The sequence below is a fragment of the Corynebacterium glaucum genome (genome assembly GCF_002287505.1).
Lineage (GTDB): Bacteria > Actinomycetota > Actinomycetes > Mycobacteriales > Mycobacteriaceae > Corynebacterium > Corynebacterium glaucum.
The window spans coordinates 131093-153012 of sequence record NZ_CP019688.1; the positions used below are offsets into that span (position 1 = coordinate 131093).

General features: G+C 65.8%; 21 protein-coding genes. 3 read left to right on the forward strand and 18 right to left on the reverse strand.

Features of this window, described 5'->3' with window-relative positions; genetic code table 11:
• Nucleotides 1-25: 25 nt before the first annotated feature.
• From CGLAU_RS00645 to CGLAU_RS00695, 11 genes are all read right to left on the reverse strand, one after another.
• Nucleotides 26-832 carry a type 1 glutamine amidotransferase gene (locus CGLAU_RS00645; RefSeq protein WP_095659025.1) on the reverse strand — a complete coding sequence of 269 codons (807 nt, stop codon included), beginning with the start codon at nt 830-832 and terminating at the stop codon, nt 26-28.
• Nucleotides 825-2105 carry a Mur ligase family protein gene (locus CGLAU_RS00650; protein ID WP_095659026.1) on the reverse strand — a complete coding sequence of 427 codons (1281 nt, stop codon included), beginning with the start codon at nt 2103-2105 and terminating at the stop codon, nt 825-827. The genes CGLAU_RS00645 and CGLAU_RS00650 overlap by 8 nt, the downstream gene beginning before the upstream one ends.
• Before the next feature lie 10 nt (nt 2106-2115).
• The gene (locus CGLAU_RS00655) at nt 2116-3168 is read right to left on the reverse strand and encodes a DNA polymerase III subunit epsilon (RefSeq protein ID WP_095659027.1); all 1053 of its coding nucleotides are present in this window, start codon (nt 3166-3168) and stop codon (nt 2116-2118) included.
• A gap of 49 nt (nt 3169-3217) precedes the next feature.
• Nucleotides 3218-4453 carry a hypothetical protein gene (locus CGLAU_RS12545; RefSeq protein WP_157731221.1) on the reverse strand — a complete coding sequence of 412 codons (1236 nt, stop codon included), beginning with the start codon at nt 4451-4453 and terminating at the stop codon, nt 3218-3220.
• 181 nt (nt 4454-4634) lie between these two features.
• On the reverse strand, nt 4635-6476 hold the full coding sequence (leuA, locus tag CGLAU_RS00665; protein WP_095659028.1) for a 2-isopropylmalate synthase: 1842 nt from the start codon (nt 6474-6476) through the stop codon (nt 4635-4637).
• Nucleotides 6477-6837: 361 nt separating this feature from the next.
• The gene (locus tag CGLAU_RS00670) at nt 6838-7944 is read right to left on the reverse strand and encodes an HNH endonuclease signature motif containing protein (protein ID WP_095659029.1); all 1107 of its coding nucleotides are present in this window, start codon (nt 7942-7944) and stop codon (nt 6838-6840) included.
• A gap of 89 nt (nt 7945-8033) precedes the next feature.
• Complete coding sequence (locus CGLAU_RS00675) at nt 8034-8684, reverse strand: response regulator transcription factor (RefSeq protein WP_095659030.1); 651 nt, start codon at nt 8682-8684, stop codon at nt 8034-8036.
• The gene (locus tag CGLAU_RS00680; protein ID WP_095659031.1) at nt 8681-9886 is read right to left on the reverse strand and encodes a sensor histidine kinase; all 1206 of its coding nucleotides are present in this window, start codon (nt 9884-9886) and stop codon (nt 8681-8683) included. Before CGLAU_RS00680 ends, CGLAU_RS00675 begins: the two co-directional genes overlap by 4 nt.
• Before the next feature lie 21 nt (nt 9887-9907).
• Nucleotides 9908-10735 carry an ABC transporter permease gene (locus CGLAU_RS00685; protein WP_095659032.1) on the reverse strand — a complete coding sequence of 276 codons (828 nt, stop codon included), beginning with the start codon at nt 10733-10735 and terminating at the stop codon, nt 9908-9910.
• Nucleotides 10732-11703: an ABC transporter ATP-binding protein gene (locus CGLAU_RS00690; protein WP_095659033.1), complete on the reverse strand. Its 972-nt coding sequence runs from the start codon at nt 11701-11703 to the stop codon at nt 10732-10734. Before CGLAU_RS00690 ends, CGLAU_RS00685 begins: the two co-directional genes overlap by 4 nt.
• Before the next feature lie 69 nt (nt 11704-11772).
• Complete coding sequence (locus CGLAU_RS00695; protein ID WP_095659034.1) at nt 11773-12621, reverse strand: DMT family transporter; 849 nt, start codon at nt 12619-12621, stop codon at nt 11773-11775.
• 92 nt (nt 12622-12713) lie between these two features.
• Here CGLAU_RS00695 and CGLAU_RS00700 point away from each other — a divergent pair, with 92 nt between their 5' ends.
• Nucleotides 12714-13979: an aspartate kinase gene (locus CGLAU_RS00700; protein WP_095659035.1), complete on the forward strand. Its 1266-nt coding sequence runs from the start codon at nt 12714-12716 to the stop codon at nt 13977-13979.
• Nucleotides 13980-13992: 13 nt separating this feature from the next.
• The gene (locus CGLAU_RS00705) at nt 13993-15024 is read left to right on the forward strand and encodes an aspartate-semialdehyde dehydrogenase (protein ID WP_095659036.1); all 1032 of its coding nucleotides are present in this window, start codon (nt 13993-13995) and stop codon (nt 15022-15024) included.
• 17 nt (nt 15025-15041) lie between these two features.
• On the opposite strand, the gene CGLAU_RS00710 is transcribed toward CGLAU_RS00705, so the two are convergent.
• Together CGLAU_RS00710 and CGLAU_RS00715 are read right to left on the reverse strand one after the other, a co-directional pair.
• Nucleotides 15042-16544, reverse strand: a complete 1503-nt coding sequence (locus CGLAU_RS00710; protein ID WP_198304960.1) for a hypothetical protein — start codon at nt 16542-16544, stop codon at nt 15042-15044.
• Nucleotides 16545-16641: 97 nt separating this feature from the next.
• Nucleotides 16642-17196, reverse strand: a complete 555-nt coding sequence (locus tag CGLAU_RS00715) for an RNA polymerase sigma factor (protein ID WP_095659037.1) — start codon at nt 17194-17196, stop codon at nt 16642-16644.
• Nucleotides 17197-17300: 104 nt separating this feature from the next.
• Between CGLAU_RS00715 and CGLAU_RS00720 the strand changes: the two genes are divergently transcribed.
• On the forward strand, nt 17301-18902 hold the full coding sequence (locus tag CGLAU_RS00720; RefSeq protein WP_198304961.1) for a catalase: 1602 nt from the start codon (nt 17301-17303) through the stop codon (nt 18900-18902).
• An 18-nt stretch (nt 18903-18920) separates the two neighbouring features.
• Here the strand turns inward: CGLAU_RS00720 and CGLAU_RS00725 are convergent, their stop codons facing one another.
• The 5 genes from CGLAU_RS00725 to CGLAU_RS00745 are packed head-to-tail and all read right to left on the reverse strand — an operon-like array spanning nt 18921 to nt 21920.
• Nucleotides 18921-19268 carry a Na+/H+ antiporter subunit G gene (locus CGLAU_RS00725; protein WP_095659038.1) on the reverse strand — a complete coding sequence of 116 codons (348 nt, stop codon included), beginning with the start codon at nt 19266-19268 and terminating at the stop codon, nt 18921-18923.
• Entirely contained in the window at nt 19268-19534 is a 267-nt protein-coding gene (locus tag CGLAU_RS00730) for a cation:proton antiporter (protein ID WP_095659039.1), read from the reverse strand. Before CGLAU_RS00730 ends, CGLAU_RS00725 begins: the two co-directional genes overlap by 1 nt.
• Before the next feature lie 3 nt (nt 19535-19537).
• Nucleotides 19538-19972 (reverse strand): monovalent cation/H+ antiporter subunit E, encoded by a 435-nt coding sequence (locus tag CGLAU_RS00735; RefSeq protein WP_095659040.1) that lies wholly within the window; start codon nt 19970-19972, stop codon nt 19538-19540.
• Nucleotides 19972-21513: a monovalent cation/H+ antiporter subunit D family protein gene (locus tag CGLAU_RS00740; protein ID WP_095659041.1), complete on the reverse strand. Its 1542-nt coding sequence runs from the start codon at nt 21511-21513 to the stop codon at nt 19972-19974. Before CGLAU_RS00740 ends, CGLAU_RS00735 begins: the two co-directional genes overlap by 1 nt.
• Nucleotides 21513-21920, reverse strand: a complete 408-nt coding sequence (locus CGLAU_RS00745) for a cation:proton antiporter subunit C (RefSeq protein ID WP_095659042.1) — start codon at nt 21918-21920, stop codon at nt 21513-21515. The genes CGLAU_RS00740 and CGLAU_RS00745 overlap by 1 nt, the downstream gene beginning before the upstream one ends.

Here is a 21920-nt window from a genome sequence, read left to right on the forward strand (position 1 = left end):
CTGCGCACCGCCACCGCCCGCGCCGCTAGTTCAGGCGTTCCATGCGCAACCGGTCGATGGTCGGCAGCTCGAGCGGCTCGAGATCTTCGATGGTGCAGCCCATTGCCTTGGCGAGCAGCAGGTCCGCGAGCTGCGGGTTGCGGGCCAACGCCGGGCCGTGCATGTAGGTGGCAATGACGCTGCCTTGCACGACGCCCTCGATCCGGGTGCCACTGGTGGCGCTATTGGTTGCGCCCTCTGCGCCCCTTTCGCCCCCTTCGCTTGCGCCGTTGTTACGGACGGCAGCGCTCGCGCCATTGCCGGTGCCGCGGGTGACCGTCGCCAGCGGCTGCGCGTCGGGGCCCAGGGTGGTGGCGCCCATATGGTTCTCGAAACCGGTGAGCGGCTCCGTAAGCTCCGCGGTGATGCCCACGCGGGAGGGTTTGGACGCGATTTCCCCGATGGCGCGTTTGGAAAGGGGCTGCGTGGTGGCGTCGATAAGCGAAATGCCCTGTGCCTCCGTGCCGTGCGCGAAGAAGCTGTGGCCGAGGATCTGCATGCCGGCGCAGACGGCAAAGATGGGGGTGCCGTCGGCGGCCGCGGCCTGCAGGCCTGGGGAAGCGGCGAGGCGCGCGGCTGCGATGACCTGGGCGGAGTCCTCGCCGCCGCCGAGGGTGTAGATGTCGCAATCCGCGGGGATTTCGTCGGTGAGCGTCACTTTGCGGACTTCGGCGCGGATGCCGCGCATGCGGGCACGCTGGCGCAGGACGAGCGCGTTGCCGTCGTCGCCGTAGGTGCCCAGGATGTCCGGCAGGATCAGGCCAATGGTGAGCGTGCGGGTCGGCTTAGCCACGGTAATCCTCCTGCTTGGTCAGCGCCTTCTTCAGGTCGCGGAACGCGGTGTAGTTTGCGAGCACCTCCACGCGGCCCGGCGGGCAGGCGCGGATCGCGTCAACGGGGTCGTGGATGAGCTGGTGGTCAATGCCCGCGTAGAGGAGGCGCACCGCGAGATCGGTGCCGCGCTCACCGGCGGCGATGACTTTCGTCTCGCCGAAATCCTCGAAGGCGACGTCCCACAGCCAGGAGACGTCTTCGCCGTCGCCCTGCTGCGCGTTGACGCCGATGACCACGCCGTCCGCCTCGCGATCCAGCATGCTCAGCGCCTCCTGCCACCCGGCCGGGTTCTTGGCCAGCAAGAGGTGGATCTCGTGGTCGCCGAGGTGCACGGTGGAGTAGCGGCCGGCGACGTTGTCGATCTCCTCCGCCGCCGCCACCGCCTTCTCCAGCGGCACGCCGAACGCCTCGACGGCGCATGCGATCGCCTGGGCGGCGTTGCCGCGGTTCGCCTGGCCCGGCAGCTTGAGGTTGAGCGGGACCGTCTGGCCGTCGGGGGTGTGGAGGCCGTCGGCGTCGACCCACCAGTCGGGGTCGGGACGGCGGAAGTCGGTGCCGTCGACAAGCGGCTCGAGCCCGTACCAATCGCCGTCGTCGGTGCGCACGACATGGCCGCCGGAGCGCGGGTTGGTCACCGAATCGCCGGCCCAGCCGCTGCCGGCCGCGACCCACACCACATTCGGGTGGTCCCAGGCGCACGAAGTGATCAGCACATCGTCGCAGTTCGCGATGATCGTCGCCTCCGGATGCTCCATCACCGCATTGCGCAGCGCGCGCTCAATCGAGTTGATCTCACCCACACGGTCAAGCTGGTCGCGGGAAAGGTTCAGCAGGACCAGGGCCTCAGGAGCAAGACGCTTGGCGACGGCCGGCACGTGCAGCTCGTCCACCTCAAGGACAATATGGCTGGCGTCGCTACCCGCCATGAGCGCCGAGATAATGCCGGCATCCATGTTGTCGCCGCCGTCGTTGGTGGCCACGGTGTGGGTGGTGCGCATCGCGCTGGCGAGCATCCGGGTTGTGGTGGACTTGCCGTTGGTGCCGGTGACCAGCACTGCGGGGCGGCCGCGGCCGAGGGAGTCCATGATGTTCGGGTCGATCGCGCCGGCCACTAGGCCGCCGATCATGCCGCCGGCGCCGCGGCCGGTCGCGCGGGAGGCGGCGGTGGCGGCGCGTGCCGCGGTCACGGCTAGCGAAGATCGGATGCGGGCGAGGCGTCCTTGCTCGGTCATGCGGCCTACGTTACTCCGGCCGCGCACCGGAGCCGGACTCCATTTCCGCAACCGCCCGCGTGAATTCCTCAGCGGACAGAATCGGGATGTTTTTGCGGTGCGCGTGCATCGCCTTGCCGCGCAGCTCCACGCCTTTGACCAGCGCGTCCGAAACGACCAGCGACGTCTGGCGCGACAACTTCTCCGAGTAAGTCAGCCCGGCACGCACGGCGGCGTCGATGAGGGTGTCGGGGAACACGGCCACGTCGTCGGTGACCACCACTTCCATCCCCTTGCGCAGGCCCGCGTCCGCGACGTAGATGCCCGGGTTCTCCGCCGCCGCGCCCGCCTTCTGCGCGTCGACGCGCACGCTGCTGCGCTGCAGCCCGAACGCGTCCGCGGTGAGCTCGCCGGGATCGAGCTCCGCCAGCGCACCCGCACCGCGCAGCTGCAGAAACAGCTGCATCAGTGTCAGGGTGTGCGCCCGCATGCGCGCCTGCTCGAGTTCAAGGCGGTCGGCACCCGCCCCAGCACCGTTCGCTGCCTCGCCTCCCGGCGCCTCGACGCCCGGCACCGCGACGCCGAGCGCCGGCGCCACGGCCTGCAGCCGCGCATCCACCGGCACGAACCCCTGCAGCCGCGCGCTGCCCAGCACGTCAACGATGCACGACGGCCGCGGCACGTGCCCGACCCGCTGCCGCCGCCGGTTGCCTTTCCCGCGCCGCGAACGGTTCGCCCGGGCAGCCGCGTTCATTGCCCGCCGCGCCTCGGAAACGACAAACCCCCAATCGCGTGGGGAGTCATACATTACGAGCACCCGGCCGTCGATAAGCTTGTTCAGGGTGCGCAACGAGCGAGCAAACCGGGGTGCCTGCGCGAAGTCGCCGACCTCGAGGCCGTGGACGTGGCGCGGGCCGGGGTCGCAACCCGGGTTGAACACCTGGTGGAATTCCTCGCCGATTTCGCCGACGGCGTTGAACGTCACCGCATCGAGCGTGAGCAGGCGCCCAGTCCCCGGGTGAATCCCGGTTGTCAGCGCGTGCAGCACCACATACGGGTGGGCTGGCTCGTTCGGGGCGGTCATTGTTCGCATCTTAGCTGCCAGGGGCTTTTCGCTTATCGACGCCCCCTTGCTACCGCCCTACCGGCACCTCCGCCGCCCCTGCCGGCGCGCTCGCAGGCGCGTTGGGGACGTTGGGCGCGTTGGGCGCGTAGGGCACAGCGGATGGCGGCGCAGATTGCGGGGCGGTGCCCAGTGGCGCGGCTGGCGGAGCCGACTGCGGGGCCGACGGTGGCGCAGTCCCGAGTGGAGGGGACGCTGGTTCGGCTGGGGCCGCCGTCGGTGGCGCTGTAGACGGCGGGGCAGTGTTGGCTGGCTCGCTGGTCGTGTTGAGCACCGTCACCGAGTCGTCGTCTTCGGTCTGCACTTGCTGGCTGAGCACCACCGCGCCGGCGACGATGAGCACGAGGGCGGCGACCAAGATCACCGCGCCGATGATGAGGTTGGTGCGCGGGTTGCGTACGTCGGTGTGCGCGGTCTCCTCGGTCTCGGCGGCAAATGCGGCCGCGGCGGCTTCCTCGTCGGCTTCGTACTGGTGCTCGCTGGGCACTTCGACGGGCTCGGCGACCGGTTTGATGGGGGAGAACGAGGAGGTCACCGACGGATCGGCGAGGAAACCGGGACGGGTCAGCGCGTCGAGACCCGGGAGCGGGGAGATGGCGGGGAACTCGTCGACATAGTCGACGTCCACCGGACCGACGGTGATGGTCAGCTGCGGCTGCCCGCCGACGGGCGCGTGGTAGCCGCGGGCCACGGCGGTCAGGCCGCGGCGCTCGAGGGCGCGCAGCGTAGGTTCGAGCGCGGCGCTGGTTGCCGGGTCGAGGTGGGCGACGTCGTTGCCGTCGAGACGCACCACGACGTCGCCAGCGTCGTCGAAGCCGACCGTGGTCAGGACGTGTTTGCGACCCATTTCCAGCGCTTCGGGCGCATCCTCGTCGTACACGATGTCGGTGGGGCGGCCCGGCTCGAGGAAGACCCACGGTTCGCTCGGCGGCTGATTTTCCGGCAGCAGCAGGCCGGGGCGCGGGAGGCGGACGGAAAGCTCGGAGTTAACGGCGTCGAGACGCGTCGCGCGCACCGTGACCTGGGGGACGAGGCCAGTGTTGATGATTTGGTAGAGCTCGGGGTACTCGCGGGCGTCGTCAGTGCTTACTGCCCCGAGCACGACATTGTCGCTTTCGATGACGAACCCGGCGCTGTTGGCGCGGGGGAGCAGCGTCGCCGGCAGGTCGATGACCTTGCTGCCGGCAGATTCGAGGAGGTAGGCGACGATCACCCGGTCCAAGTCGATCGCGGAGACACTGCGCACGGCCCCAAGGCCATGGTCCGGAATCACATACGGCGTAGCGCGGATGCGTCGTCACCTCCCATGGCCATGTGTAGTTACTTATCCGCGTTTACATTACAACCGTTCCTTAGCGGGGGCGAGACAGATAGGTCAGATTCGTATGGCCTATTTGTTACGGCTGCCCCCGCACGGCCCCTTGCCGTTACACGCCGCCGGCTTTGCCCTCGATCAACCCGCGGTTCACGGCGGAGACGATCGCCTTCAGCGAGGCGCGCGTCGTCGAGCCCGCGATGCCCACGCCCCAGGCACCGGTGCCGTCGATGTCGGCGTAGATGTAGCAGGCCGCGTCGGCGTCGTCGCCCGCGGTGCGCGCGCGCTGGGAGTAGTCCTGCACCTCGAAGTCGATGCCGAGTGACTCCAACGCGTTCGCGAACGCCGCGATCGGGCCGTTGCCAGTGCCGTTGATCTGCTGCTCCTCGCCGTTGAAGGCGACGGTGGCGCGCACTGCGGCATCGTCGTCGTCGGAAACCGCGCCGGTGACCTCGTAGTCCACCAGCTCCAGCGGGGAGTCCAGATCCAAGTAGGTGGAGGCGAAGATGTCCCACATGTTCTTCGAGTTGACCTCGCCGCCCTCGGTGTCGGTGATGTTCTGCACCACCGCGGAGAACTCCGGCTGCATCGCCTTGGGCATGTTGATGCCGTGGTCGGTCTTCATGATGTAAGCCACGCCGCCCTTACCGGACTGCGAGTTCACGCGGATCACTGCCTCGTAGGTACGGCCGACGTCCTTCGGGTCGATCGGCAGGTACGGCACCTCCCAGACGGTCTCGCGCAGCTCCTCCCACTTCACGTCGGTCGACGACGCACCCGGACGCACCTTCTGCGCCAGCGCGTCGAGACCCTTGTTAATCGCGTCTTGGTGCGAACCCGAGAACGCGGTGAACACCAGGTCGCCGCCGTAGGGGTGGCGCTCCGGCACGCGCAGCTGGTTGCAGTACTCCACCGTCTGGCGGATCTTGTTGATGTCCGAGAAGTCGAGCTGCGGATCCACACCCTGGGTGAGCATATTCATTGCGAGCGTGACCAGGTCGACGTTGCCGGTGCGCTCACCGTTGCCGAACAGGCAGCCCTCGATGCGGTCCGCGCCGGCCATGTAGCCCTGCTCGGCCGCCGCCACGCCCGTGCCGCGGTCGTTGTGCGGGTGCAGCGAGATGATCACCGAGTCGCGCTTGGCCAGGTTGCGGTGCATCCACTCAATCGAGTCGGCGTACACGTTCGGGGTGATCATTTCCACGGTCGACGGCAGGTTCAAAATGATCGGGTTGTCAGGGGTTGCACCCATAGTGTCGACGACCGCGTCACAGACCTCCAGCGCGAAATCCAGCTCCGTACCGGTGAAGGATTCAGGCGAGTATTCCCAGCGCCAATTCGTGTCCGGGTAGTCGTCGGCAATGCTTAAAATGAGCTCCCCGGCGTCGGTGGCCAGCTTCTTGATCGCCTCGCGATCCTTGCGGAACACCACCTCGCGCTGCAGCTTCGACGTGGAGTTGTAGAAGTGCACGATGACGTTCTTTGCACCCGAGCACGCCTCGAAGGTGCGGCGAATCAGGTGTTCGCGCGCCTGGACCAGCACCTGGATGGTGACGTCGTCCGGGATCATGTCGTTTTCAATGATCTCGCGCACGAAGTCGAAGTCGGTCTGCGAGGCGGAGGGGAAGCCGACCTCGATCTCCTTGAAGCCCATCTCCACGAGCAGGTTGAACATGCGACGCTTGCGCTCCGGGCTCATCGGGTCGATCAGCGCCTGGTTGCCGTCGCGCAGATCCACCGCGCACCACTGCGGAGCGACCGTGATCTTCTTGTCCGGCCAGGTGCGGTCCGACAGGGTGATGTCTTCGACCTCGACGGCGAACGGCTGGTAGCGGTCTACCGGCATTTGCGAGCCGCGCTGCTTGTTCCAGCTCGGTTGGCCCTCGTTGCGTGGCCCATTGGGGGTCACGATCTCACGGGGCGCGAAAAAGTCGTTGGAGTTGGGGTTAGTCATTGCAGAGTCCTTTTATGTCCTTCTACGTCTTTCGACGTCCTTCGACATCCTTCGACGCGGTGCTCACTTCTGGAGCAAAGTTTAGGCCACGGCCGGCAAGCACTACATCCGCGACGGGGTGCCGGCCGTGTGGTTGATCGGGGTTGATCAGAGCCTAATTCCCGCCGCGGCGTAGAAGGAGAAGCGCTCGCTGCGACATGTGACGCAGCCTACACAACTGGCGCGGCTGCGGCACAAGGATTGCCAAAAATTCTCGGCGCGGGCAAATGCGCGCGGCCGATTTCGCGCGGCCGATTTCGCGCGGCCGATTTCGCGCGGGCAAATGCGCGCGGGCGAACCGCCGGTCGAGCTACGGGCCGAGCTACCGGCCGAACAGCGTCTGCATCGCGCCGTACGGGTGGTAGTTGTTGGGCACTGCGTATCCCCGCGGCGACACCCAGGTCGGCGCCCCGCGCACGTTTTCTATCCGGCCGCGCCGCTTCCGGTGCGTGTCATCGTCGTTGGTGCGGTTGTGGTACCGGCACAGCATCGCCAGGTTGCGCATGTTTGTCTCGCCGCCGTGTTTCCACGCGACGATGTGGTGCGCTTCGCAAGAGTCGGCGCCGTGGCGGCAGTCCGGCACCGGGCACACCGGGTTCGCGGCGCGCGCCAGCACGCGCTGCTTCTCGTTCGCGCAACGCTCGCCGCGGTACAGGTTCACCGCGCCGTCCTCTGCGTGAAACACCGCCACTCGCACCCCGTACGCCGGGTTGGAAAAGTAGCGGGCCAGGTACTCGGCACCCGTGATGGTCGTGCCGTCGGTGAGCCCGAAGCGGACCTCGTTCGGGTCAGCTTCGTCGTTCAGCACCTTCGCCAGCTCCGGCGCGGGCACCAGCACCAGCGGCTGCGGCGCCGCGCACGGCACGCCAGCCTGCGAGCCATCACCGCGCATGATCCGCACAAAGTTGGCTGCCAGCTGCGGGCCGGCCGGCCGATCCGGGTCAATCCCGCGGGTCACGGCATGCTCAAGGTCCGCGATGTCGCGCTCGTCGGCAGTCACAGTCACCGTTCGCTTGCCCATGCGCGAGCGGCTAAACGACGCCCCGTCGCTCGGCGCCACCTGCTCCACCGGCACCAGCCGCTTCAGCATTCGCGCGAACGATTGGTACGATCCCGGCCGCGCCGCCGCCAGCTCCTCCAGCACGTCGAGGCGGGTGCGTGTTCGCTCCCGCGCCCCCACCGCGTCCAGCCGCCGCTCGATCAACGCCAGCTGGTCCAGGGAAAACGTGCCGCGACGCACGAGATCCACCGCGCGGGCTTGCTGGCGGTGGGCGGTGGTGGGGGCGACGTAGACGTCGTAAAGCTTGGCCCAATCCCGAACCTTGCCGGGCTCGATTCCGGCGTCGAGTGCTGCTTGCTTGTCGAACCCGGCCAGCGTGTCCAGAACACTGCCGGACATGGCCTGAAGGAACGAAGCAAACGAAGTCATGCTCCGAACGCTAACCCGCCGCGCGCCCCGCCGGAACCCCTCGCACGCGCATCATAATGTGCAGGTCAGATGGAACCGGCCCGCACCCGCTAGAGCCACCCGCGCTCAAGCGCGATGGTGTAGGCCTCGAAGCGGTTCGCCGCTCCCGTTTTGGCAATTGCGGAAGACACGTAGTTCCGCGTCGTGCCGGGCGCGAGGTGTGCGGCCTCGGCGATCGCGTCGATCGAGCCGCCGCGCCCCGCCAGCAACAGCACCTCGGCTTCGCGCTCGGTCAGCGGCGAGTCGCCCGCAGCAATGGTCGCGGCCGCCAGCTCGGGGTCGATGTGCCGCTTGCCCGCGTGCGCCGCGCGAATCGCCGCCGCAAAGTCCTCGGCAGAGGAAGTCTTCGGCAGCACCCCCAGCACACCAGCAGCAAGCGCTCGCTTAACGACGCCCGGCCGCGCGTGACTCGTCACCACCACAACCCCGGCATCGATCCGCGCAGCCACGGCAACGCCGTCCATGCCGGCACCATCCACGTCGCTGTTGGAATCGCCTTTGTGATCACTGCTCAGCTGCAAATCCGTGACCACCACGTCGGGGCGGGTTTCGGGGTTGTCCGAAACCGTGGACCACCAGGTGAGGAATTCGTGAGCCGAGTAGGCGACGTGGACGACGTCGATGTCGTCCTCCAGGCTGATCAGGGTGGCGAGGGAGTTGGCGACCAAGGTTTCGTCGTCAAGCAAAGCGACGGTGATCATGCGCCTACCTTAAGCGCGACCGTGAAGCTGTTGGGGGACTGCTCGACCGTGAGGTGCGCGGAGTGTGCTGCGGCGCGGTGGCGCAGGCCCTCGAGCCCGGCGCCGGGGCGATCGGAGGGTTCCGGGTGGTCGTTGGTGACGGTGATGGCTTCCGGAGTGACCTCGATGGTGACCTGCGTGGCTTGGGAGTGGCGCAGCACGTTGGTGGCGGCCTCCCGAACGAACCAGGCGGCGGTCTCGCGCAGGTGGGCGGGCACGTCGGCGCTGGTGCCGGTGATGGTGACGGTGGCGCCGGCGTCGGTGAGCACCTGCTTCGCGCCGGCGAGCTCCGTGGCGAGGTCGGGGGTGCGATAGCGGTTGACCACGTGGCGCATGTCGGCGGCCGCGGTCTGGGTGAGCTGGTGGAGCTCGGTGAGCTCGTCGGTCAGGCGCGGGTCATTTCGTGCGGCAAGGGCTTGAGCGAGCTGTGTCTTGATGGTCATCGCTGCGAGGTGCTGGCCCATCGTGTCGTGCAGGTCCTGAGAGAGGCGCAGGCGCTCCTCGGCGACGGAAAGCTTCGCTTCAAGCTGGCGGGCGCGCTCCGTTTCAATCATCGCGCGGGAGTACCACAAGGTCATGGGCGCCATCGCTCCGAACGCCACGCTGTATGCCACCAGCACAACCGCGAAGTTTCCGCCAGCGACGGTGGCGACAGTCACCGCGGCGGCCACGATCAATGCTGCCGAAAAGGCAACGCTGTGACGCACAAACGGTAGGTAGGCGATGAGAATAATGAAGTAGATGCCAAGCGCGGCCGTCCCGGCACCCCAGGTGTACGTCCCCGGTGCCAGCGCGGCGACCGCGCAGCTCACGGCCAGCGCTGCCAGCTGCACCACGAGGCCGATCCGCAGCCACGCTTCGCCGTGTGGGTGCGGTTCGAGCCGCAGTTTCGGGTTGGTGTGCAGGGCAACCGACCCGGCGGCGCAGGACACGAACGCGACTGCGACGCCTGCGAACAGCGCTGGTCCCCAGTGTGGGGCTCGAACAACCGAATTGAACGCGATCACCGAGATGACAAACCACGGCGCTCCGACTATGGACCACCGGTTCACTGCCAAGAAGCGTGCCGAGTAGTCCATGTTGCGCCAGGTCGTTCGCTTGGCCGGGCGGGGCGCAGGTGCTGGCGGTGCTGGCGGTGCAGGCGGAGTCGGGGGTATTGACATGGTGGCCCTTAACAGTAGCGCCTAGCGATGCGTCTCCCAGCGCATGTACTTGTACCCGCCCCAGATCAGCACCACAGCCCACGCGGCAAGGATGAGCAGCTGCACCCAGGAGTCGGCAAGCGTTGCGCTGAAGCTCTCACCGATCCAGCCCTCGCGGAACAAGTCAATCGCGAGCGCAAACGGGGTGCGATCCAGGACATTGGCCACGCCTTCGGGCATGAGCTCGCGGAAGGTGGACTGCGACAGGATCATGAGTATCAGTACCGGCATGGAGGTGATCTGCGCGTTCTCCGCATTCGCCGTGAACGTGCTGGTGAGCAGTGCCAGCCCATGGGAAACCGCGATGCCCAGGACCATCACCGCGAGCATCAACAGCGGGTTCACCGGCCACACGTGCGGCACCGGCGGCTCGATCGGTATGAACATCGACATCGTCGAAAACGCCACCACAATGACCACGGTAAGCCCGAGCATTGCCACCGCAAGAGGCACACAGATCGCGGTGAGAATTTCCCAATCGCGCGACTCGCCGGTGCGCAGCCGCTTGAGCACTTTCTCATCACGCCTGGTCACCGCCATTGAAAGCGCCGGATAATATAACCCAAAAGCCAGCGCAAAAAGGATGAAAATCTCCGCGGCGGCCGCGGTCGAACCCACCGATTGATCACCCACCACCCACACGAACAGCGGCAGCACCGCAGGAAACAGCAGCGCCAGGATCACCAGCAGTCGGTTGCGCGTGAATTGCAGCCATTCAGCTCGGCCCAACGCTCGCAGTCTGCTTATCGACGCCCCACCGCCACGCTCAGGCAACGCAGTCGGGGAGGGAGAGGTCTGTACAGAAGTCATGCTGCTTCCTTTCCGGTGGGGGTGTCAGTGCTGGCTTCAGTGCCGGTTCCAGTGCCGGCTCCAGCGCCGGCGATGTTGTGGAACACCTGCTCGAGGCTCGCGGGGCGGGCGGCGAACTCGTCAAGCGCCAAACCGTGCTGGTCCGCCCAGCGCAGCACCGCGAAGGTGTCGTCTTGCAGGCGCGAGGTCGAGATAGTGACGCGCCCGCCGGCGCGGTGCGTGGTGGTGCCGGGGAGGTCGGGCAGTGGGGGCAGGTCGGGCGAACCCGGCGCGGCGTCGTGAAGCGAAAATGCGATCTCGGACGCCACCGTGTCGGTCAGCTCCGCCTTGGTGCCCTCCATCTCAATGCGGCCGCGGTGCATGATCGCGATGCGGTCGCACAGTCGCTCGGCTTCTTCGAGGTAGTGGGTGGTAAGCACCATGGTCACGCCGCGGTCCTTGAGCCCGCCGAGCAGCTCCCACACGCGCCGGCGCGACTCGGGGTCCAGGCCGGTGGTCGGCTCGTCGAGGAACAACACCGCCGGGTCGCCCACCAGCGCGCAAGCCAGATCCAGGCGCCGCTGCTCGCCGCCGGATAAGGACCCCACCTTCACATTGCGTCGGTGGTCGAGTTGGACGTCGCGCAAGATGTCGTCGATAAGCAATGGCTCCGAGCATGTACCAGCCCACATGGTGAGGGTTTCCTCCACCGTGAGTGCCTGCGGGAGGCCGCCGGATTGGAGCATGATGCCGGTGTACGGGCGCACCCGCGCGCGATCCGCGACCGGGTCGCCGCCGAGCACGCGCACCTCGCCCGCGGTCGGACGCGCGAGGCCCTCCATCACCTCCAGCGTGGATGTTTTACCGGCGCCGTTTGTGCCCAGCAGCCCGTAGACCTCGCCGCGTTTGACGTGCAAGCTCACGCCGTCCACCGCGGTGAAGCCGCCGTAATCGCGCTTCAGATTCCTCACTTCGATTGCGTTTTCCATGCCTCCAAGCGTGCCGGGTGGGCGTCGGCGCTGGTAGAGGCGGATGTCAGCAATCTGCCGTGACAAAAGTCATCGCAGGGAGGCCCGCGTCAGTTTCACAGCCGAAAGAAGCATGATGCTTATCGACGCCCCCATCAACGCCAATCCCCAACCCCCAACGTCAAATTCCTCCCCGAGCAGCGTGTACCCCAGCGCGAGGGCGACCATCGGCTCGGCGACTTTGTTGGCGGGCAGCGAAGTGGCCAGATCGCCGGCGCCGAAGGCGTACTGCTGCACCACAATGCCGGCGACGGCGGTAGCGATCACGGCCCAGAACTGCCAGCTAGCTAGCATGGCGAGCCACCCGCGGTGGGTCAGCACGTCCATGGCGACCTTGGCAAAGACCGCGAGGTACCCATAAATCGCGCCGCAGGTGAGGCCGTAGGTGAGGGCTTTGGTGGCGGCGGGGCGTCGAGAAGCAAACGCGAACGCTCCTGCCGTGACCAAGATGCCGAGGACGATGACCGCAACCCACTCCCGCGCGGCGACCTCGCGGGTGCCGGGCAGCGGGTGACCGACGACCACCACAACCGCGACCGACGCGGTGAGCACGACCGCCCACAACCCCTCCGCGCGCGACATGGGCATCCGCTCCACGCGCGAAGACAACAGCAGCGTGAGCATGAGCGACAGCACGAGAATCGGCTGCACTACCAGCAACGAACCGAACGCGAGCGCCGCCGCCTGGAACACATAGGCCACAAACGCGATGCCCATGGACAGCCACCAGTTGAGGTTGCTCAGCGACTTCAGCGGCGCGGTGTTCGCCTCCGAGCGCGACTGGCCGGCGCGCAGAATGCGGTGGCGCCACACCGTGCCCACCGCGATGAGTACGGCGGAGATCAGCGCGAAGGCGCTCGCGAGGAGGTTGCTGTGCACGGCGCATGATATTAGCGGGCTGCTGTGTGACCAGAGTGAAGAGACGCTAAACTTTTACAGCGTTGTTTCATCCAGAAAGGTGTGTTGACCACATGGCCCTGATCGTGCAGAAGTACGGCGGATCCTCGCTGGAAAGCGCTGAGCGCATTCGCGCGGTAGCGGAGCGGGTCGTGGCGACAAAGCAGGCGGGCAACGACGTGGTGGTGGTGTGCTCCGCAATGGGTGACACCACCGATGAACTGCTCGACCTCGCTGCGCAGGTCAACCCCAACCCGCCCGCTCGCGAGATGGACATGCTGCTCACCGCCGGCGAGCGCATCTCGAACTCGCTGGTGGCGATGGCGGTGGCCGCACAAGGTGCGGACGTGCAGTCGTTCACCGGGTCGCAGGCCGGCGTGATCACCACCGAGCGCCACGGCAACGCGCGCATCATCGAAGTCACCCCGGGCCGCGTGCAGGAGGCCGTGGACCAGGGCAAGGTGGCCATTGTCGCCGGGTTCCAGGGCGTGAACCGGGACACCAAAGACGTGACCACGCTGGGCCGCGGCGGCTCCGACACCACCGCAGTGGCGCTGGCGGCCGCGATGAAGGCGGACGTGTGCGAGATCTACTCCGACGTCGACGGCGTCTATACCGCCGACCCGCGCATTGTCAGCGACGCCCGCCAGCTCGAGCAGCTCTGCTTCGAGGAGATGCTCGAGCTGGCGGCAAGCGGTTCGAAGATTTTGGTGCTGCGCAGCGTGGAATACGCCCGCGCATGGAACGTGCCCATGCGGGTGCGCTCGAGCTACAGCAACGACCCCGGCACGCTGATCGCCGGAGCATTGGAGGATATCCCCGTGGAAGAAGCAGTACTCACCGGTGTGGCCACCGACGAGTCGGAAGGCAAGATCACCATCCTGGGCATCAAGGACGTGCCGGGCGAGGCGGCGAAGGTGTTCCGCGCGCTCGCGGACGCCGAGATCAACATCGATATGGTGCTGCAGAACATCTCCTCGATCGAGGACAACACCACCGACATCACCTTCACCCTGCCCACCGCCGACGGCGACCGGGCCCTGGAGATGCTCGGCGCGATGAAAGACGCCGAAGGCTGGGACGACATCGCCTACAACGACCAAGTAGGAAAAGTCTCACTGGTCGGCGCTGGCATGAAGTCGCACCCGGGCGTGACCGCGGATTTCACTGAGGCGCTGCGCGACGCGGGCATCAACATCGACATGATGAACACCTCCGAGATCCGCATCACCGCCGTCGTGCGCCAGGACGATCTGGCGGAGGCTGCGCGTGCCCTCCACACCAAGTTCGAGCTCGGCGGCGACGAACCAGCCATTGTCTACGCCGGCACCGGCCGCTAAGGAGAAAATGACTATGACCACCCTTGCAGTTGTGGGCGCCACCGGCCAGGTCGGCCGTGTGATGCGCGACATTCTCGTCGAGCGTGAGTTTCCCGCCGACAAGGTCCGTTTCTTCGCCTCCCCGCGCTCTGCGGGCACGGTGATTGAGTTCCGCGGCGAACCCGTCGAGGTCGAGGACCTGACCCAGGTCACCGAAGAGTCTGTCGCGGACGTCGACATCGCTTTGTTCTCCGCGGGCGGCTCCACGTCGCGTGAGTGGGCCCCGGTGTTCGCGGCCGCTGGCGCGAAGGTCGTCGACAATTCCTCCGCATGGCGCAAGGACGACGAAGTTCCCCTCATCGTCTCCGAAGTGAACCCGGATTCGGCTCAGAACCTGGCTAAGGGCATCATCGCCAACCCGAACTGCACCACGATGGCGATCATGCCGGTGGTTAAGGCGCTGCACGACGCAGCTGGCCTGACCACCATGCGCGTCGCCTCTTACCAGGCGGTGTCCGGCTCGGGCCTCGCGGGTGTGAACGCGCTCGCGGAGCAGGTCGCAGAGGTCGGCGCCCAGTCCGCAGAGCTTGCCCGCGACGGTTCGTTGGTCAGCCCCGCCAGCTTGGGCCCGTACAAAGCACCCATCGCGTTCAATGCACTGCCGCTCGCGGGCAATTTGCTTGACGACGGCACCTTGGAAACCGATGAGGAGCAGAAGCTGCGCAACGAGTCGCGCAAAATTCTCGGCCTGCCGGAACTCAAAGTCTCGGGTACGTGCGTGCGTATTCCGGTGTTCACCGGCCACACGATGGTGGTGCACGCGGAGTTCGAGCGCGAGATCACGCCGGAGCAGGCCACCGAGATCCTCGAGAATGCCCCGGGTGTGAAGGTCGTCGACGTCCCGACGCCGCTCGCCGCCACGGGTATCGACGAGTCCCTGGTCGGCCGCATCCGCCAGGATCAGGTGGTCGACGGCAACCGCGGCCTGGTGTTCGTCGTGTCTGGCGACAACCTGCGCAAGGGTGCCGCGCTGAACACGATCCAGATCGCGGAACTGCTGGTTTAGCCTGCAGCCGCGCGCGTCTAGCGCTCGCTGCGCGGGTTCTCCACGCGAGTGGAGCCCGCGGTGGGGCTTTCGTCCGCGTCTGCTTCTGTGTCTGTCCCGGTGTCTGCGGGTAATGCGCCCTCGTCCGACTCCGCTTCCTCGGCCTGATCCGCGGCGATCAGTTCGTCGATAGTGGTGTCCTCCCACGGCCGGTCCGGCTGGTACTGGTCCTGGGTGACTGGCTCGGTGTAGGAGACGAAGACAACGGGGGCTTGGTCCTTGTCTTCGGGGTCGAAATCGATCTCGTCGTCGGCGCTGAGCTCGGCGATCACTTCGTCTTCAAGCGCCTCGGCGAGCTCTTCGTCGTCCACCACGGACATGGAGGTGACGTACTCCAGCTCGCGCTCGTCGTTTTTGGTAAAGCGCTCGCGCGGGTCCAGCTTGGCCCGGGTGAGTTCCATCGCACGAGCGCGGCGCTTCTGTTCCTTGCGCAGTTTCGGCAGGCCGCGCAGCCAGGCAGCGGATACCACGACAATGAGCAGGATTCCTAGGTAGCCCAGGATCGGGTACACGGTAGAAACCAGCTTCTGGAAACCAACGAAAGACAGCGCGAAGCCGATGAGGCAGGCTGCGATGTAGATGATGCGGAACTTGTCCTCGCGGCCGCGCGCGAGGCGCTTGCCAAGGGCGAAAAACATGCCCAGCGAGGTAGCGAAAATCATGCCGAAGATGACCAACGACATGATCAGGCCGAGGGTCGGGTTGATGTCCGTGATCAGGGTCAGAAGAGGCATGTCGTTGCCGGAAACAAGATCAATCTTGAGCAGCAGCGAGAACGCCAGCAGCATCAGCATGACAAGGTAACCCATGCCGCCCAGCAGGCCACCCAGGCCGGCGGCGCGGGTGTTCAGGGTGTTGCCGCCAATCACCAACGCCATGGAAACCACGCACATCACGTTCAGGCCGGTGTAGTTCAGCGCTGAGATCCACCAGTTGGGCAAGGTGGTGTCCACCTGCGCGGCAGCTGCGTTGACGGCGTCCCAATCCGGCGCTGCGTGCACGATGGTCCAGCCGCAGCCGAAGATGACAAAGAAGAGCAGAAACGGCGTGAGGAACCCGATTGCGCCCGTGACCTTGTCCACGTCAAGCATGCCGAACCCGATGGTCAGCGCGAGCATGAGCACCGCGCCGATCCACACCGGCAGCCCGAACTGCTGGTTCAGGTTTGCGCCAGCGCCGGCGAACATGACGAAGCCGATGGAGAACAGCGTGACAATTGTGGCGATGTCCAAGATCCAGGACATCACCTTGCTGGAAATCGCTCCGAGCACTTCCATGTGCTCGTTCGCCTGGTAGTACGAACCGAGCTGCAAGATGGTCACTCCGGCGATGACCATTAGCGTGGAGCCGAGGACTGCGCCCCACATGCCCTGCGTGCCAAAGGCCGAGAAGTAGAGGAGGGCCTCCTGGCCCGAGGCGAAGCCGGCGCCGACGACGGTGCCGATGAAAGCAAACGAGATGAGTAAGGCGTTTTTCCACATGGTAAGAGTGCAAATTTTCTGGGAAGGGAATGGATACAAACCGGTAAATCACCCTATAACAGTTGTCACCTAAAGGCCCATTGTCGTCGAACCGCCTTCACTCGTCGCCGGCGACGAGGTCGCGCCGGGCTCGCGCGACCCGGGACCGGATCGTGCCCACACGCACGCCCGCAATCTTTGCGGCTTCCTCGTAGGAGTACCCAAGCACTTGGGTGAGCACCAATGCTTCTCGACGCTCCGGGGCCAGCGAATCCAGCAAGGCCCGTGCGTCCATCATTTCGGACCACACGCTTGCGTCGTCCGAGCTCGGCGCTGTCTCGGTGACGCTGCGGTATTCCACGTCGCCGTACCCCGCGGCGGCGCTCTGTGGCCGCGCAAGGTCGTGGCGCACCGAGTCCGCCCACGTGCGCCGCGCAAGTGAGAGGAGCCAAGTGCGTGCCGACGACCTCGCGGCAAACCGAGGAAGGGCTTTGAGTACCCGCAGATAGGTTTCCTGGGTGAGGTCGTCGGCGGATTCGCGGCCGGCGAGATGCGCGAGCAGGCGCCACACGTCGTCTTGGGTGCGCGCGATGAATTCGGTGAGCGCAACGGCGTCGCCTCGACCGGCCTTGAGGGCGAGGTCGGTGACGTAGTCGTCGTCAAGCCTGCTCACGAACCGTAACCCTAGCAGCCGATAGCCTGCGAAAACCGTGAGTCAGCGGTGGGTGTGGGAATCGGGCGTAGACTGGTAAACGACTTCAACGAAAGGACCACATCGTGGCTGAAGAACACAAGGTAGAGAACACCGAGAACATCCTGCAGCGCGGCGAGCGTGCGCCGGGTGACGGCAAAACCACCACGCTCGGCGGCGTCCCGGTTGCTTCGGAAAACCACTCCGTGGTGCAGGGGCGCCAGGGCGCGAGCGTGCTCAACGACATCCACCTGATTGAGAAGCTCGCGCACTTCAACCGCGAGAACGTGCCGGAGCGCATCCCGCACGCGAAGGGGCACGGCGCGTTCGGTGAGCTGCACATCACCGAGGATGTGTCGAAGTACACCAAGGCGAAGCTGTTCCAGAAGGGCACCGTGACCCCGATGGTGGGCCGCTTCTCCACCGTCGCGGGCGAGGCCGGCTCCCCGGATACCTGGCGCGACGTCCACGGCTTCGCGCTGCGTTTTTACACCGAGGACGGCAACTACGACATCGTGGGCAACAACACCCCGATCTTCTTCATGCGTGACGGCCTGAAGTTCGCCGACTTCATCCACTCCCAGAAGCGCGACCCGCGTTCCGGTCTGCGCTCCGACGAGATGCAGTTCGACTTCTGGTCCCGCACCCCGGAGACCCTGCACCAGGTGACCTACCTGCTGGGCGACCGCGGCACTCCGAAGTCCACCCGCCACCAAGACGGCTTCGGCTCCCACACCTTCCAGTGGATCAACGAAGAGGGCACCCCGGTGTGGGTGAAGTACCACTTCAAGACCCGCCAGGGCTGGGAGACCCTCACCGATGCCGAGGCCACCGAGAAGGCCGGCACCGACCCGGACCTGCACCGCGAGGACCTTTTCCAGGCCATCGAGCGCGGCGACTACCCGATCTGGGACGTCAAGGTCCAGATCATGCCGTTCGAGGACGCGGAGACCTACAAGTACAACCCGTTCGACCTGACCAAGGTGTGGAGCCAGAAGGACTACCCGCTAGTCGACGTCGGATACTTCGTGCTCAACCGCAACCCGAAGAACTTCCACGCGCAGATTGAGCAGCTCGCCCTAGACCCGTCGAACCTGGTGCCGGGCGTGGGCCTGTCCCCGGACCGCATGCTGCAGCAGCGCGTGTTCGCCTACTCGGATCAGCAGCGCTACCGCATTGGTCCGAATTACCGCGACCTGCCGGTCAACCGTCCGATCGTGGACGTGAACACCTACGCCGAGCGCGGCCAGATGGCGTACTTCTTCAACAACGAGGGCGAGCCGAACTACACCCCGAACCGCACCGACAAGGGCATGGGCTACCTGGACAACGGTGAGGACTCCTCCTCCATGCAGGACTACGGCCAGGCGGAGAACCTCTACGTCAACCCGGACCCGCACGGCACGGACCTCATTCGCGCGGCGTACGTGAAGCATGAGCTGGACGACGACGCCTCGCAGGCGCGCGACCTCTACGAGAACGTCTTCGACGACGCGGCCAAGAAGCGGTTCATCGACAACGTCACCAACAAGATGCTGGCGATTGAGAACAAGGACGTCGAGGAGCGCACCTTCAAGTACTGGGGCATGATTTCCGACGACCTGGAGCAGAAGCTCCGCTCCGAGCTTGACCGCAAGCGCGCGGACTCGTCTGAGGACGATAAGGAAGCATCCTCGGCTAACCCGTAAGCCGTCGATAAGCGAAAGCTACACGGTGCCGGGCACTTGGTACTCGGGGGGTGCCGGGCGCTTGTCGGTGACGGTCACGCCGTAGATGGAGCGGCCCATGATGTAGGAAGCGACTGAACCGATGATCCACACGCCGAAGACGGCGATGATCGCGCGGATGAAGTCGTTCAGGTCGAAGCCTGTGGTGGACCAGGAGTAGATGAGCTTGGCCACGATCATGATTGGGAACGCGATGACCACCAGCGGGCCGAGCAGGTTGACTCGGGTGAGCGCGTCGGGGGCGCGGAGCTGCAGCAGCATGGTCGCGATCACGCAGATGGTGGCGATGACCACGAGGATGGCGACGATGATCTCGGCGATGGTCATTAGCGGCGTCCTCTCGAGATGATGCGGGCCATGGCGATGGTGGGGATGACACCGCAGACGAGTGCGGCGAGGATCGGAATTTCGTAGCCGATCATCGTTTCCTTCTGCAGCGACCACACGAGGAAGATCACCACCATGGCGTAGAAGATCACGTCTGCCATAACGGCGCGGGACAACTCGTCTTTGGTCGAGATGAGCGCGACGAGCACGACGAGTAGGCAGACCGCCATCACGGCCAGGCACGCCATCACAATGGTTTCAAACATGGCCTAGTCATTCCTTTCATCCGGCGCCACTGCGTAGTCGGGCCGGTCGGGTCCGAGATCCGTGTACGGCTCCCACTGCACCGCCGCGGGATCGATCGGGGCGTCCTTCAGCGCGGGGTTCACGTGCTCCTCCATGTCCGCCAGCGAGGCGATGACATCCTCAGGATCGTCGCCGAAGGCGGCCTGGACGAGGAGGATGTCAGAGCCCTTCGGGCCGACCTGGTGGCGCAGGCCCATCGACAGGGTGCCGGGGGTTGCGGTGATGGAGCTGGTGAACCAGAAGATATCCCACTCGCCCGTCAGGCGCAGCGGGTAGTAGATCACGATCGGTTTCATGCCGGGGTTCGGCTTGAACGCCGCGACGATGGCGTCCCAGCCGGCGACGAAGATCTCTTTGATAATCCAGAAGGTGTAGCCGATCCAGTGTCCGATGTTCATTACTTCGCACCTTCCATGTCAGCGGCTGGTTGCTGCGGGTCCGGGATGCCCACCGGGTCGCTGCCCAGTACGGCGGTGGTGTACGCCTCGACGTTGAGCAGGTCGTCCACCGCCGAGGTGACAAAGCCCCACATGTGGCCGGCGAAGACGAACATCAGCAGCGACAAGGTCATCAGCGCAGCCGACGGCAGCATGAACGCGGTGCGGATGCGCAGGTTCTCCGGGTACTTCTGCATCGGGCGGCCCCAGAAGACCTTCTTCCACACGCGCATCATGGACAGCAGCGCACCGAAGGACGCCACGATGATCGCGGTGATGGCCACCCAGGAGCGCCAGTCGCCCGGGGCGGCCGCCGCGAGCATGATGGTCACCTTGCCGAAGATGCCGGAGAACGGCGGGAAGCCCACGATGGAGAACGCGCCGGCGACGAACACGGCCGCAGTCCACGGGTCGCGCCGGGCGATGCCCGAAAGCTTCGACATGGTGCCGGTACCGTAGGTCTCCTCGATCGCACCGGAGTTCAGCACGAGCGCGCCAACGGTGATCATGTGGTGCAGCGCGTACATCACGCCGGCGGCGAGCGCGTAGCGCGCATTGTCTTGCGTGAACGCCAGCACGATGAGGATGAACGGCATGCCGTTGACCATTTGGTACGCCAGCACGCGGCGGATGGTGTGCTCCGCCAGGCCGGCATAGCCGCCGATGATCATGGAGATCACCATGATCACGATGATCAGGGTGTTCCACCGCGGGTCCATGTCGAACATGATCACCCAGATACGCATGATCATGTAGACCGCGACCTTCGTATGCAGTCCCGAGAAGAGGCCCATCACAGCAGCGCTTGTCGACGGATACGTTCTTGGCAACCACGTGTGCACCGGGAAGACACCGGCCTTGGACGCAACCGCGATGACCACGATGCCGGTAGCAACCGTGGCCGGGCCGTTGCCGGCGGCCACCCCCTGCAGCGACGCGAGGTTTACCGCACCGGTGACGGCGTAGAGGTAACCCACGCCCATCACCAGCATCGTCGATGCCAGCAGGTTCACCAACGCGAACGCGCGGGCAGACAGGAGACGGTTGCGGGTACCGGTCATGGCGATCAGGCCGTAGGACGGCAGGAGCATGACCTCGATCATGACGAAGAAGTTGAACAGATCCGCCGTGAGCAGCGCGCCGCTGACACCGGTGATGAGCACTAACGTCAGCGGGGTGTAAAAGCGGGCCTGGGTCTCGCCCACCACAACGGCGAACCAGTTCGAGGCAAGCGCCACGATCATGGTGGTCACGATCATGACCGCCGAGAACCGGTCCGCGGCGAACGAGATGCCCACGCCGCCCTGGTAGAGGCCGATGACGTGGCCGATCGTCCCGTGTTGGGCGGTGTAGGTGTAGAGCCAGATGCCGCCGGCGAGGTTGATCGCGGGGATGAGCAGAGCGAGGGCGTCGTTGAACCGCTTCGACGGGATGAGCGCCGCGATAGCCGCGACGATGAGCGGCAGGGCAACGAAGACGGGGAGGATGGCACTGGTTTGCATTACTCGGCCACCCCCTCGGCGGCGACGCGGGCGTTTCGGCCCGCGGTCGACAGGGATGACGGGCTGAGTTGGGTGGGGTCGTACGTGCGGTCGTCGTCAAGCTTGTGCTCGGACGTGTCGTCGTGCTTGCCGAGAGCTGCGAGCATGAGCAGGATTGTCGTGGTTGCCATCGCGATCACGATGGCGGTGAGGACGAACGCCTGCGGCAGCGGGTCCGAGAGGTCCTCGAACGGGGTACGCGAGGGGAACGCCTCGCCGCGCCACGCGCCGACGCCCGCGGCCAGCAGCGTGAGGTTCGATGCGTGGCCGAACAGCGACATGCCGAAGATGATGCGGACCATGCCGCGCTGCATGATCAGGTACACGGCGCCGGCCATGAGGACTGCGATGGTGAGTGCCATAACCAT